A 14,363-nucleotide genomic window follows, 5' to 3' on the forward strand; every position below is an offset into this window, starting at 1 on the left:
TATGACAAGCAAAATTAATATTCACAACGAAGCTGATGTCATGGTGATTGCCGTGAACAATCCGCCAATTAACGCTGGTTCCACTGAGGTTCGTCAGGGTTTATTGGATGCTATCCAAGTTCTTCAGAGCGATTCTAAATCCTCTGCAGCAGTCATCATTGGTGCCGGTAATACGTTTATTGCTGGGTCTGATATGAAAGAGTTTTCTCAGCCCTTGGCCGAGCCACACTTACCAACAGTAATCAGTGCTATAGAGAATTGCCCAAAACCCGTAGTCTGCGCCTTGCATGGCGCTGCCTTGGGTGGTGGCTTTGAGTTATCCCTAGCTTGTGATGCGCGCATTGCATTGGAGGGGACTCTAGTAGGCTTACCAGAAGTAACATTAGGAATTATTCCTGGCGCTGGTGGAACTCAACGCCTGCCTAGACTCATTGGGGTTGAAAAATCGATTGAGTATATTTGTGCTGGCACTCGCATTAAAGCTGATGAAGCTTTGAAGCTTGGGATTATTAATAAGCTGGTTAAAGAAGACCTCTTGGGTAATGCAATTAGTTTGGCAAGATCTTTAATTGGTCAAAAAAATCGTATTCGCGATATTACTACTCCAAGTGTTGATGCTTCTGATGTTTTAGCGGCAACGCAAAAGGCTCTAAAGGTCGGGAAAAATCGTCCCAATGTTCATAAAGCCATTGAGATGATTACCAATACCCTGACACTGCCAATAGATCAAGGCCTCGCAATTGAGCGGGAGGTATTTCAAAATTTGCGAATTGGTACTGAAGCGAAAGCACTACGCCATCAATTTTTTGCTGAGCGTAAATTATTTAAACCATTAGCTGGTGATGCGCAAAAGCCAAAGAGTATTGAGCGAGTTGCGGTGATTGGAGCTGGAACCATGGGCTCTGGGATTGCTATAGCTTGCCTATCAGCTGGCTATACGGTATTGATGCTAGATCAAAATGAAGCAGCCTTGGCACATGGGACTAAAAAAGTTTTAGACTTTTATGATTCTCGCGTCAAGTCTGGCAAGATGGCTGCAGAAAATGCCAGCGCAATATTGATGAGCTTTACCTCTTCCGCTCAATGGGGTGATATTACTTCCGCAGATTTGGTAATTGAAGCGGTATTTGAAGATATGGAAGTAAAGCATGCGGTATTTCAGAAGATTGAGGAGTATGCACACCCCGAGGCCTTACTTGCATCTAATACTTCTTATTTAGATATCGATGCAATTGCTGCCAAAACCAGAAATCCGTCTCGTATATTTGGCTTGCATTTCTTCAGTCCGGCTCAGGTAATGAAGTTAATTGAAATCGTCCGCTGTAAATTAACCGCTCCAAATGCTATTACGGTAGGCCTGCAATTTGCTAAGCGATTAGGTAAAACGCCAGTCATTAGTGCTAACTCTTTTGGTTTTATTGGTAACCGTATTTATACAGCTTACCGTCGTCAATGTGAATTTATGCTTGAAGAGGGCGCTTATCCCGAACAAATCGACAAAGCTCTAGAAGATTATGGATTTGCCATGGGCCCTTTTGCTGTGGGAGATCTATCTGGCTTAGATATTGCTTGGGCAATGCGTAAGAACCAGGCGAGTACCAGAAACCCAGAGCATCGCTACGTCAATATTGCGGACACTCTATGTTTGGCGGGGCGTTTTGGGCGTAAAACAGGATCAGGTTATTACCAATATGTTGATGGCATGAAATCTGGAGCAGTCGATCCTTTTGTGAAAAAAGTGATTGATGAAGCGAGCGCTGCGAAAGGTATTATTCGCCGAGAATTTTCTTCTGAAGAAATCGTGAATCGAATATTGCTAGCTATGATCAACGAAATTGCTCATTTAGCATCTGAAAAAGTGGTGAGTGATGTCACGGATTGTGATGTGGTACTGGTCAATGGTTATGGCTTTCCCCGTTGGCGTGGTGGTCCTGTATTTATTGCGCAAGAGATGGGTAGAGAGAAATTAAATTTTGAGTTGCGTGAATTGGCAGAGCTAAGCGGCCCTGGCTTTGTAATTGCGAATACAGATGCATTATTTCACTTACAGTAAATCAAGGAACTTCTTATGAGCTTATTGAGATTAAAGGATCAGCTGTTATTACAAAAGGTGACTTATGCCCTTTTATTGGCGCTAGGATGTGGTGTCATTTTGCCCAATCTATCTATGGCGCAGCCGCAGGATGCATCTGTTGCTAAGGCTGACTCAAAAAACTATAAGATTATTGTTGGGTTCGGTGCTGGGGGGATTCCTGATTCATCTTCTAGGATGATTGCCCCGAAATTGGCTGAAAAAATGAAGTCAACTGCAATTGTAGAAAGTAAGCTTGGTGCTGGCGGAACCCTTGCTGCCATAGCACTTCTTGGAGCTCCTGCAGATGGCTCAACCCTATTGAGCGTCTCACCTGCACATGCAACCGCTCCTGCAATTTACAAAAAATTGCCTTATGACACTTTAAGCGACTTTGCTCCCATTACCTTAATTGGCGAGGGACCAGCATTATTGGTTGTGCCAAATGACCTCAATGTAAATAGTGTGGCAGATTTAATTGCTCTTGCTAAAGCCAATCCAGGTAAGTTGAATTATTCATCAGCAGGAATCGGGAGTAGTTCACACTTTGCTGTTGAATTACTCAAAATGCAAACTGGAATAGATGTTGTTCACATACCATATAAAGGGGTCTCTGAGGCTTTGACAGAGGTAGTTGCTGGCCGAGTGCAGTTTCATATAACGCCCTATGCGACTGCAATTGGTTTAGTTAAGGACGGTAAGGTAAAAGCTTTGGCAGTGACATCTAAAAAGCGAATAGCAGAATTGCCAAATCTCCCTACAGTTTCTGAATCTGGTGCGCCTCAATATGATTGGGTTTTTTGGTATGGCTTATTAGCATCAGCGAAAACACCACCTGAAACAATCACCTTTTTAAACAAGCAAATTACATCAATTTTAAGAGCGCCGGATATTCAAAAGCAGTTAAACCAAATGGGTGTTTCTGTTACCCCAAGTTCTCCAGAAGAATTTAAGAAATTAATTGCCTTTGAAATGGTGAAGTTTCAAAAAATTGCCAAAGCTGCCAATATTCAACCAGAATAAAAAATCAAAATGAAATTCAAAATTAATAATATTGATGTTGATTACTCAGTATATGGAGAGAAAGGTCCTTGGATTATCTTATCTCACTCACTTGGATGCACAAAAGCAATGTGGGAACCTCAACTTGAGATGCTTCAGAAAAACTTTAGGGTAATTGCGTATGACACTAGGGGGCATGGAGATTCAGGTTCAGAGGGCGGTACCTATACCTTAGATTTATTAGCCGATGATGCCCTTGGTTTGCTAGATCATCTGGGCGTAGATAAGGTGCACTGGCTTGGATTTTCTATGGGCGGCATGATTGGACAAACTTTTGCTTTGCGCTACCCCGAGCGAATTGCATCTATTGTTTTGGCGGATACAACCAGTGCACATACTGCAACACCAGTTTCAATGTGGGATGAGCGAATTCGTATTGCAAAGACTCAGGGTATGGATCCCTTGGTTCAACCAGCAATTAATCGTTGGTTTACAGAGACCTTCAGAAATTCAAGTCCAGAGATAGTGGAGCCAGTAGCTTCCATGATTCGATCTACATCAGTTGATGGATGGGCAGGTTGTTGTGCAGCTATTGCTTCCATCCATACTACCGATAGATTAAGTGAAATTGAGTGTCCTGCAATGGTCATTGTTGGAGAATTTGATGTTGGAACCCCACTATCAGCAGCTCTTGAAATGCATAAGAATTTAAAAAAGTCAGTTTTAGTATTGATTTCTAATGCTGCGCATATGACGAATATTGAGCAGCCCACACAATTTAATCGAGCATTGACACTTTTCTTCAATGCCTTTAAATAATTTAGTTCAGTTGAATAAAAAGGAATGTAGATGCACATAGTCATATCTGATGACCATCAAGACTGCATTCGAAGCCTTGCTTGTTTTGAAAAACTCAAAGCTCATACCGTTGAGATCTTTAACGATAGTGTGAGTGATGTTGATGTACTTGCACAGCGATATCAAAATGCGGATGCCATTGTGTTGATTCGTGAGAGAACGGCTATTACTAAAGAATTGCTAGATCGTCTTCCAAATTTAAAACTCATCTCCCAAACGGGGAAAATGGCATCCCATGTTGACTTACAAGCCTGCAAAGAAAAGGGTATTGTGGTGATGGATGGGAGAGGCTCAGGCTCAGCCACAGCCGAACTAAATATGCTGTTAATTCTGGCGTCCTTACGAAAGCTAGTTGAAGAAGTTGCTAGATTGAAGGATGGTCAATGGCAAGGTTATCTCGGCGATCAATTAGCAGGCAAAGTACTGGGAGTTTATGGATTTGGCCGTATTGGCAAGCAAGTCTGTCATCTGGGGAAAGCATTTGGCGCTAAGCCATTGGTATGGGGTCGTGATAGTACTCTTCAAAAAGCAGCTCAAGAGGGATTTGCACTGGCGTCCTCCAAAGAGGATTTCTTTCGTACTAGTGATATTGTCTGTTTGCAGCTGAGGTTAAATGATGCAACACGTCATATTATTGGACCTCAAGATTTGGCCATGATGAAACCTACCTCCTTGCTGGTTAATGCAAGTCGTGCCGAGTTGATTGCGCCTGGAGCTTTAGAAGCAGGGCTCAAGCAAGGGCGTCCAGCTTATGCTGCTATCGATACCTATGAATCAGAACCCGTTTTAGGCGCTGATCATCCACTACTACATTTATCTAACTGTTTATGCACTCCTCACATTGGCTTTGTAGAAAGAGACAACTACGAGGCATATTTTGGGATTGCTTTTGACAACATTAATTCTTATTTAGCCGGTTCGCCCCAAAATTGTGTGAACTAACAAAGTAAAAAACGAGACATAACATTCAACACGGAAAGTAAAAAATGGATTTTCATTTAAACAGTGAGCAAAAGGCTTTTGCTGATGCAGTAGGGAAGTTTGCTGAAAAGGAATTGGCTCCCGGCGCATTAGAGCGTGCGCATAGTCCTGAATATCCTTGGGCAATTGCACAGAAGATTAGCGCGCAAGGTTTATTGGGAATTACTTTCTCAGAAAAAGATGGTGGTATGGGCGGCACACTCATGGATGCGGTGATCGCCATACAAGAGGTTGCCTTGCATTGTCCTAAATCTGCCGATGTCGTGCAGGCCGGTAACTTTGGTGCCATCAGAACCTTTGTGGAGTATGCAAGTGATGCTCAAAAAGAAAAGTATTTACCTGACTTACTGGCTGGAAAAAAAATTCTTGGCTTGGGTATGAGCGAGCCAGGGGCTGGTTCAGCAGTGACTGAGCTAGCAACATCAGCTAAAAAAGTAGATGGTGGTTATTTAATCAATGGCTCTAAGGTATTTTCAACTCATAGTCCTGAGGCAGGCCTATTTCTGGTCTATGTGCGTTTTGGTCCTGGATTAGATGGTATTGGGTCTGTATTAGTTGAGAGAGATGCCCCTGGACTCACAGTAGGGCAGCCTAATAGCTTTATGAGCGGTGAAGAGTGGTCACAACTGTATTTTGAGGATTGCTTTATTTCTGATGATGGGCTTTTATTAGGGCCAGGTGGATTTAAAAAACAAATCAGTGGATTTAATGTAGAGCGTATTGGTAACTCATCCCGCGCTCTTGCACTAGGCCGCTATGCATTTAATAAAGCCAAGGAATACGCTTCTATACGTGAGCAATTTGGCAAACAGATTTGTGAATTTCAGGGAATTCAATGGAAGTTTGCAGATATGGCGGTCAAGTTAGATGCTGCGCAATTAATGCTCTATCGGGCTGCTGTCAATGCGCAGGCTGGATTACCATCAGCTTATGAGACTACTGCTGCAAAGCTGATCTGCAATAACACCGGTTTTGAAGTTGCTAATGAGGCACTGCAAATTATGGGAGCTACAGGGTATAGCCAAGAAACTTTAGTGGAATATTGTGTAAGACGTACTCGGGGCTGGATGATTGCGGGTGGGTCTATTGAGATTTTGAAGAATAGAATTGCTGAAGAGGTATTTGATCGACGTTTTAATCAACGAGCATAGTAGTAGCAGTAATTTATTGAAAATACAAAATTAAAGAGACACTCATATGAAATACATCAAGCAAATAGCAATATCTTTCGGTTGTGCATTCGTTTTAGTATCTAATGCGTTCTCTCAGGGTGCCGCTAACTATCCTGACAAGCCAATCAAAATTATTGTTTCCTTCACTGCTGGGGGAACAACCGATATCTTGGCACGGGAAGTTGCTAACCAGATGAGTATCCGTTGGAAAGTTCCAGTGATTGTAGAAAATAAACCTGGTGCAGCTGGTAACTTGGGTACGGAGATTGTTGGTAGAGCAGCACCAGATGGCTATCTATTATTAGCTAACTCGATTGGCCCCATTTCTATTAATCCAACTCTGTTTGGTAACCTCGCAGTCAACCCACAAAAGGCTTTACAGCCTGTTGCGCTATTGGGCGATGTTCCCAACATCTTGGTAGTTCCAGCAAGTTCAGGCGTGAAGACATGGAAGGAGTTTCAGGCCTATACAAAGTCTAATTCTGGTAATTTGAATTATGGCTCTACTGGTATTGGTACTACTGCCCATTTGATCAGCTTTCTGTTTTCACAAAAGACTGGTATAGAGGCTACCCACATTCCCTATAAGGGTGCTGAAGCAACACGAGACCTTGTTGCAGGTCGTTTGCAGTTTATGTTCGCCACTGCGCCTTCGGTGATCCCGCTGATTAAAGCTGGACAACTAAATGCTATAGCGGTCTCATCGAAAAAGAGAATCAGTGCGATGCCAGATTTACCTACACTTAATGAGCTAGGGGTCGATATTGCTACTGGCGCATGGTTTGGTTTGTTTGCACCAGCAGGTACAAATTCAGCCATTGTGAAAAAACTCAATGAAACTGTAGTGAGTATTTTGGAGGAGCCTGTCATTCGTCAAAAATTACTTGGTCTGGGTGCTGACCCTGTTCTGATGAATGTTCAAGAATTTACAAAGTTTGTGCGTGGTGATTTTGCCTTGTGGGCACCAATTGTGAAAGCGTCTGGCGCTAAGCCCGAGTAATTTATGACCTTATTACAAGAATTTGGGCAGTTTATTGAAGGTAGCTATCAAACTACCTTCTCCACATTGACCCTCCATAGTGCACGCCGCGCGCTTCTAGATTGGCATGGGGCTTTAATTGCTGGCGCCGACACCGAAGCTGCTTCCAAGTTAAGGGAAGCTTATGTTGAAGAACTTGGAGTAGGGCATTGCTCTGTTGCTGGAACTCAGAAGAAAGCCTTCTCAAGAGCAGCTGCTTTTATGAATGGGACTATCTCCCATATTGCTGAGTTTGACGATATCTTTAGAGACGGTGCTTATCATCCAGCATGCCCAACGATTTCTGCTGCATTTGCATTGGCAGAGTCTCGCAATGATTCCGTTGAAGATTTATTAGCAGCCATCATCATTGGTTACGAAGTTTCCACACGTATTAGTAAAGTCATTCAGCCAAGTCACTATAAGTACTTTCATACTACGGGAACAGCAGGCGTATTTGGCTCTGCAGCAGCTTGTTCATATTTGCTAAAGCTCAATGCATCCCAAGCTTGCGATGCATTAGCTACTGCGGGGACTTTTGCAAGTGGCTTGCAGCAGGCGTTTCGATCTGACTCTATGACCAAGCCAATGCATCCTGGACATGCAGCAGAGGTTGGCCTCAATGCCGCACTAACTGCAAAGGTAGGTATGACCGGTACCCCCGATCTTTTGGAGGGAGATGCTGGATTTGGTGCGGCGCTTTGCGAAAATCCACGGTGGGAGGAGTTGCTTGAGGGCTTAGGCTCTCGTTGGAATATTGAGCAAATGACTTTTAAGAATCATGGCTGCTGTGGACATAACTTTCCGGCAATTGATGCGATATCACATTTATTAAATGATCATCCAATTGATATTGAGCAAATTAAAAAAATTCGGGTGGGTGCTTATAAGGCCACCAATGATGTATGTCGATATGTCCACCCAAAAACACCATTCGAAGCAAAGTTTAGTTTGACCTATACCGTGTCAGCCAGAATTATTTTGGGTCGCGTTCGGGAGCGAGCATTCTTAGAGACCGCATTAAATAATCCCAAGATTTACGCCATGGAAGACAAGGTTGAGTTATCAGTTGATCCAGAATGCGCTGCTAAGTTTCCGCTGCACCGCTCTGCTAAGGTCGAAATTGAAATGAATGACGGCTCGGTCTATGCACATCATCAATACACCAGGCATGGTGACCCAGATGAACCGCTGACTGATCAAGAATTAGTGGATAAATTTCATGAGCTAGCCGAACCTAGGATTGGGTTACAGCTAGCCCAGACAATCTCAGGGGAAGTATTAGGGGGCAGAGGATTATCGGTTAGAAGTTTGGCTAAATTGTGGTCAAAAATGAGTTATTGATTCCATAAATACTTAAAATAGTACAAGTAGCTAGATAGCAAATAATAAGGTGAGAATCATGAAATTTGGTCGTTTGGAATTACCCTCTCTTAAAGATAAAGTGACTCCTGAAGAGTGGAAAGCCCGCGTAGATTTAGCGGCATGCTATCGCTTGATTGCTCATTTCGGTATGTCAGACATGATGGCCAATCACATTACGCTTCGCGTTCCTGGGGAGGAGGGTGCTTTCCTAACGAATCCTTACGGCATGATGTATGAAGAAATGACTGCCTCTTGTTTTCTGAAGATTAATCATGATGGTGAAGTGTTATTTAAGCCGGATTTTGGTGAGTTGAACTATGGCTTTAACAAGCCTGGTTATATTTTGCATAGTGCAGTGCATCAGGCTCGTCCAGAAGTAGATTGTGTTATTCATACGCATACACCAGCGGGAATGGCAATCTCTTCCTTAAAGTGCGGCCTGCTACCAATCAATCAAACCGCAATGCGCTTCTTGAAGATTAGTTATCACGACTATATGGGTGTAGTACTGGATATGGCAGAGCAAGAAGTATTGGTTCGTGATCTTGGTAATGCAGAGGCGATGATTTTACGTAATCATGGTTTGTTGACGGTTGGCAGATCCATTGGCGAAGCATTTAACTGGATGCATCGTCTTGAAACCTCTTGTCGAGCACAACTTGCAGCAATGGCTTGCAATACTCCGTTTCAGGAGGTGTCGCCTGCTGTCCTGGAAGAAACATATATGAACTATCAGCCACAAACACGCAGGCCCTATGGTTTGATGGAGTGGCCAGGATTGTTAAGGTTTGTGGATCGCATGGATCCGAGTTTCAAGGATTAAGTGAGATATATGGAATATGAGGTAGCATGGTCTGTTGAGAATTAAGGAATAAGTTCTTAACAGTGAAGCAGTAAATAAGCAGCAAAAAATAAAAAACACAAAAGCGAAAAACGCTGGAGACAAACATGTGGCGAATTTATTTCCAAAGATGGATTTTTGGCATCTTGATATTCTGTTGCTCTTTTTGGGCCGCAGCACAAACTTACCCAAGTAAAACCATTACTTTGATCGTGCCATTTGCACCGGGTGGCAATATCGATGTGATTGCTAGATCAATAGCGCCTTCTCTTGCCAAGGTGACTGGTCAGTCGGTAGTTGTTGAGAATAAAGCTGGGGCTGGTGGTGCAATTGGATCCAGTTATGTTGCACGCGCTGAGCCTGATGGCCATACTTTGTTGGTTGCTACTACTAATACGATTTCGGTATTACCTTATATGCTCAAGTCTCCACCTTATAAGCCGGATAGTTTTGAGCCAGTGGGTCTCGCAGCAGTTTCTCCCTTGGTATTGGTGGTGCGCAAAGATGACAAGCGCTTTCCGAATGCAAAAGCAGTGTTACAAGCAGCAAAAAGTGCGCCTGGCTCAGTCTCAGTGGGACATGCTGGGCAAGGGACTTCTAACCATATCGCAATCTTACGCTTGGAAGATGCCACCAAAGCAAGTTTCAATATCATTCCATATAAAGGTGCAGCTCCGGCCTTAACGGATTTAATGGGTGGGCAAATTGATTTTGTTATAGATCAAATTACTAGCTCAAAACCATTTGTTGATTCGGGAAACTTAAGGATCTTGGCGGTCTTATCAAAAGATCGAGATCCTGGTTTGCCAGATTCACCTACATTACGTGAGGCAATGGGCGTGGACTTAGATGCCAGTACTACTGCAGGTATCTTGGCGCCTTTAGGAACTCCACCCAATGTGGTGAAGTCACTGAATGCCTCTCTCAGAAAAGCAATTGATGACAGTGGTGTACGTGGGCGCTTAAGAGTATTGGGGGGTACGGCACGCTCCTCTTCTCCCCAAGAGTGGGCGACTATGTTAAATCAAGAGTCGATTAATTCTCAGGCTTTATTGCAATCTGGAAAAATAAAGGCTGAATAAATAAATGTCTCGCACTTGTTTACCTCCAAAGTCTGATTACACCCCGATTAATTTTGCGGTTCCCGCTAATGCATGCGATAGCCATGTTCATATCTTTGGACCTTTTGCAAAGTATCCGTTAGCTGATGACCGTAGCTACACTCCTCAAGAATTTTCACCAGCTCAATTTGCTGCACACCTTGATCGAATTGGTTTTGCTCGGGGCGTGCTGGTAACAGCGAATGTTTGTGGAACGAATAACGGTTCTTTATTAGAAGGGCTTGAGCAGTACCCTGATCGATTTAGGGGGATCGTAGTTCCTGATGTCAATGTGACTGATAAAGAACTGGATCGTTGGCATGATTTAGGTGTGCGTGGTGCACGTTTTAATTTATTGCAAATTGATGGCAAGCCCATGTATCGCAATGGAGTAGGTCTCGAGGTATTACAAAAATTAGCACCAAAGTTTGCTGAGCGAGGATGGCACGCCCAGATTTGGGCACATGCGCCAGATTTACCTGAGCTAGCACCAAAGCTATTACCCTTAGGCCTGCCATTAGTGATTGATCACATGGGGCGGATGAACACTAGTCATGGCCTGAATAATCCAGGCTTCCAGTTTCTTTGCCAATTGCTCGCAGAGGGCAAGGGCTGGGTCAAAATCTCTGGCGCTGATCGCATTGGAGATCTGAGTAAGGAATACGCGGATGTAGACCCATTTGCTAAGGCTTTATTGGCAGCTAATCCAGATAATATTGTTTGGGGAACCGATTGGCCACACATCAATTACTTTGAATCATCCTTGGTTCCTGATGATGGGGGCTTGGTAAACTTGTTATCACACTGGATCGATCAGCCTGCTACCCTAGAGCGAGTTTTAGTATCTAATCCTGCGCGTCTCTATGACTTCCCTAAAGCCTAATATGCCACTTCGAGTATTGGTAAGTCCAAAAGCACTCCCTGAATTAGAGAGTCTTCTTAGCCAAGAGGCGAAGTTATCTGTGCAATTAATGAATAGTGCGGAGCAAAACCCCGGCGCTCAATTTGATGTCGCTTTAATTTCAAGAGACGTGACAGCCACCTCGACTAAGCAAAAGATTATTCCTGCGACACAAGCTTTTTATGATTTGTTATTGAATTCTTCAGAGTTAAAGTGGGTGCAGATACATTCTGCTGGCGCTGATCGCCAAATTTATTTGGACCTAATGAAGCGAGGTGTGACGATCTCGGGATCTTCAGGTGTCAATGCGGCTATCGTGATGCAAAATGCCATTGCTGGAATTCTGATGCTGGCTCGGAAGTTTCCACAAATGCAAAAAGCACAAACTGAGCATCGCTGGGATCCACTTATTCACTATCCATTGCCTCAAGATCTGAGTGATCAGACTGCTGTCATTGTGGGTAGAGGTCCGATTGGTGATTCGATAGCGAAAACATTACAAGTATTTGGTGTTAAAACAATCTCCGTTGGATTTAATGCAGCGCTCAAAGAAAAGCAGCAGTCAGTGGGTGATGCAATTCACATTTCACAGCTGCATCAAGTGCTCCCCCAAGGGCAATGGCTTGTATTAGCTTGTCCATTGAGCGATCTCACTCGAGGACTTATCGATCACTCAGCAATAAATCTCTTGCCTAATGGCGCCTATATCATCAATATAGCGCGCGGAGAAATCATTCATGAACCCGATTTAATTACGGCATTGCATAGTAAAAAATTGGGTGGTGCTTATTTAGATGTATTTGTTTCAGAGCCTTTAGATCCAGCTTCACCGCTGTGGGATATGGAGAATGTGATTGTGACCCCCCATTCTGCCGGTCATTCAGCTGGAAATGAGCAAAGAGTACTCGAGTTGTTCGTCAAAAATCTTCACCTATTTGCTCAAGGGCAAGTATTAAAAAACCAAATCGCAAGTTAACCAATCCCTTTTCTAATCTATTTACTAAACGAGTAATTCTTATGCCTCATATGCCTGCCTCCGCTGCCTTAGCGCGTTTTCGTATCATTGATCTCACCCAAGTTCGTGCTGGCCCTACTGCTTGCCGCCAGCTGTCAGATTGGGGGGCTGATGTTATTCAGGTGCAGATGCCTGATCACATGCGTGGTGACGACACCTTGGGTGGTCAAGATGGATCTGACTATCAGTACACCCATCGCAACAAACGATCTATTACTCTTAATCTCAAGGAGCCTGAGGGTATTGCTATCTTGAAGCGCTTGATAGCTAGTGCTGATGTGGTCGTAGAGAACTTTCGTCCTGATGTGAAATTTCGTTTAGGTATTGATTATGAAACCTTGAGTAAGGATCATCCGGGCTTGGTCTATGCCAGTATTTCTGGCTTTGGGCAAAGTGGACCTCTAGCTGAGCGCCCAGGTTTTGATCAAATCGCTCAAGGGGTGAGTGGTTTGATGTCAGTAACTGGTAAAGCGGGCGATGGTCCTATGCGTGTAGGTATTCCGATTGCTGATCTTTGTGCCGGAATCTTTGCTGCCCAAGGTGTCTTGGTTGCATTGTTAGAGCGAGATGTTTCTGGCAAGGGTCAATGGATACAAACTTCTTTATTAGAGTCCGTGATTTACATGATGGATTTTCAGAATTCTCGCTGGTTAATTGATGGCGATATTCCAACGCAAGCTGGTAATTATCATCCTACTAGTATTCCGACTGGGGTCTACAAGGCCAAAGATGGCTATATGAATATTGCTGTTTTTGGATCCAAGATTTGGGAACGCTTTTGCGACATTCTAGGTGCGCCTGAATGGGTAACAGATGAGCGCTATAAAGATAAGCAGGGTAGATCAGTTAATCGCGATTCGATTAATGCAGAGATTAATCGTCGCTTGGCTTCACAAGATCGTGCTTACTGGGTTGAGCGCTTTAATGCAGGAGGTGTTGCTTGTGGTCTGATCAATGATGTCAAGGGCGTATTTGAGGAACCTCAAGTTCAGCACCTAGGAATCGTCAAAGATGTTGTCTCACTCCATCACGGACCACAAAAGATGGTCGGTCAGCCTATGCAACTTGGGCGCACTCCAAGTACGATAGTGCGTTCAGCGCCTAAACGTGGCGAGCATAGTGAAGAAATCTTAAAAGAGCTCGGCTTAGAAGCTGCCGAACTTGCTAGCCTCAAATCTAAAGGAGTGTATTAATGAACACAGTAGTTTATAAATCCATCACTGAGCGGGTGAAGGTTTGGTTAGATGAGGATGGTAGTACTTTACAAATTCAATTTAATAATCCTGATCGTCATAATGCCCTTTCAGTCGATATGTGGGAGGCAGTAGCGCCTTTATTAAATACTGCAGAGAGCGATGATCGTATACGCTTGGTGGTCTTTACTGGGGCAGGTGAGAAGGCTTTTGTTTCTGGGGCAGATATTACTCAGTTTGAGGATATGCGTGCTGCTCAAGAGGCAGTATCTCGTTATGAGCAGATGGCAGAACAGGCGCTGATGGGTATTTATAACTTTAGTAAACCTACGCTTGCTTGTATTCAGGGCTACTGTATCGGTGGCGGAGTCAATGTCTCTATGAGTTGCGATATTCGGATTGCCAGTACTGATTCCGTCTTTTCGATTCCAGCTGCTCGCTTAGGTTTGGGTTATCGCTATTCAGCCTTGAAGAACTTAGTTGATTTAGTGGGTCCTGCCATGGCAAAAGATTTATTTTTTACTGCTAGACGTATTGATGCCAAAGAAGCCCGAGATATTGGCCTGATCACGCGGGTATGTGAACCAGGTGACTTAGCTGCATTGCAAGCAGAGTACAAGCAAGCCTTGGCTGCTAATGCGCCGATTACAGTTCGTGCTGGCAAGGCGATCATTGCTGAAATTCTAAAAGCATCGCCTGAAATTGATCACGAAAATTGCCGTCAATTAATTCGGGATTGCTTTGATAGTGAAGATTACTCCGAAGGCCGACGCGCCTTTATGGAAAAACGTAAGCCAGTCTTCCGTGGTAAATAAAAAAGATAAAAGATAAAAGATAAAAGAAAGT

At 43.7% G+C, this 14,363-nt stretch carries 13 protein-coding genes; all 13 read left to right on the forward strand.

Annotated elements, in window-relative coordinates:
• Position 1 precedes the first annotated feature (1 nt).
• The 13 genes from ICN38_RS10090 to ICN38_RS10150 all read left to right on the forward strand — a co-directional run bounded on the left by ICN38_RS10090 (position 2) and on the right by ICN38_RS10150 (position 14,332).
• A complete protein-coding gene (locus ICN38_RS10090; RefSeq protein WP_216256966.1) occupies positions 2-2,053 on the forward strand; it encodes a 3-hydroxyacyl-CoA dehydrogenase NAD-binding domain-containing protein in 2,052 nt (683 codons plus the stop codon).
• Positions 2,054-2,068: 15 nt separating this feature from the next.
• A complete protein-coding gene (locus ICN38_RS10095) occupies positions 2,069-3,094 on the forward strand; it encodes a tripartite tricarboxylate transporter substrate binding protein (protein ID WP_216256967.1) in 1,026 nt (341 codons plus the stop codon).
• A gap of 9 nt (positions 3,095-3,103) precedes the next feature.
• Positions 3,104-3,892: an alpha/beta fold hydrolase gene (locus ICN38_RS10100; RefSeq protein ID WP_216256968.1), complete on the forward strand. Its 789-nt coding sequence runs from the start codon at positions 3,104-3,106 to the stop codon at positions 3,890-3,892.
• Positions 3,893-3,922: 30 nt separating this feature from the next.
• Positions 3,923-4,873 (forward strand): D-2-hydroxyacid dehydrogenase family protein, encoded by a 951-nt coding sequence (locus tag ICN38_RS10105; RefSeq protein WP_216256969.1) that lies wholly within the window; start codon positions 3,923-3,925, stop codon positions 4,871-4,873.
• Between the two features lie 44 nt (positions 4,874-4,917).
• Positions 4,918-6,063, forward strand: a complete 1,146-nt coding sequence (locus ICN38_RS10110; RefSeq protein ID WP_216256970.1) for an acyl-CoA dehydrogenase family protein — start codon at positions 4,918-4,920, stop codon at positions 6,061-6,063.
• Between the two features lie 46 nt (positions 6,064-6,109).
• Entirely contained in the window at positions 6,110-7,084 is a 975-nt protein-coding gene (locus ICN38_RS10115) for a tripartite tricarboxylate transporter substrate binding protein (RefSeq protein WP_216256971.1), read from the forward strand.
• 3 nt (positions 7,085-7,087) lie between these two features.
• Positions 7,088-8,446: an MmgE/PrpD family protein gene (locus ICN38_RS10120; protein WP_216256972.1), complete on the forward strand. Its 1,359-nt coding sequence runs from the start codon at positions 7,088-7,090 to the stop codon at positions 8,444-8,446.
• 58 nt (positions 8,447-8,504) lie between these two features.
• Positions 8,505-9,290, forward strand: a complete 786-nt coding sequence (locus ICN38_RS10125) for a class II aldolase/adducin family protein (protein WP_216862747.1) — start codon at positions 8,505-8,507, stop codon at positions 9,288-9,290.
• Positions 9,291-9,415: 125 nt separating this feature from the next.
• The gene (locus tag ICN38_RS10130; protein ID WP_216256973.1) at positions 9,416-10,390 is read left to right on the forward strand and encodes a tripartite tricarboxylate transporter substrate binding protein; all 975 of its coding nucleotides are present in this window, start codon (positions 9,416-9,418) and stop codon (positions 10,388-10,390) included.
• A gap of 4 nt (positions 10,391-10,394) precedes the next feature.
• Entirely contained in the window at positions 10,395-11,291 is an 897-nt protein-coding gene (locus ICN38_RS10135; RefSeq protein WP_216256974.1) for an amidohydrolase, read from the forward strand.
• Positions 11,272-12,285, forward strand: a complete 1,014-nt coding sequence (locus ICN38_RS10140) for a D-2-hydroxyacid dehydrogenase (protein WP_216256975.1) — start codon at positions 11,272-11,274, stop codon at positions 12,283-12,285. Before ICN38_RS10135 ends, ICN38_RS10140 begins: the two co-directional genes overlap by 20 nt.
• A gap of 41 nt (positions 12,286-12,326) precedes the next feature.
• Positions 12,327-13,517 (forward strand): CaiB/BaiF CoA-transferase family protein, encoded by a 1,191-nt coding sequence (locus tag ICN38_RS10145; RefSeq protein ID WP_216256976.1) that lies wholly within the window; start codon positions 12,327-12,329, stop codon positions 13,515-13,517.
• A complete protein-coding gene (locus tag ICN38_RS10150; protein WP_216256977.1) occupies positions 13,517-14,332 on the forward strand; it encodes an enoyl-CoA hydratase in 816 nt (271 codons plus the stop codon). The genes ICN38_RS10145 and ICN38_RS10150 overlap by 1 nt, the downstream gene beginning before the upstream one ends.
• Positions 14,333-14,363: the final 31 nt, after the last annotated feature.

Source organism: Polynucleobacter sp. AP-Melu-500A-A1 (assembly GCF_018882125.1).
Lineage (GTDB): Bacteria > Pseudomonadota > Gammaproteobacteria > Burkholderiales > Burkholderiaceae > Polynucleobacter.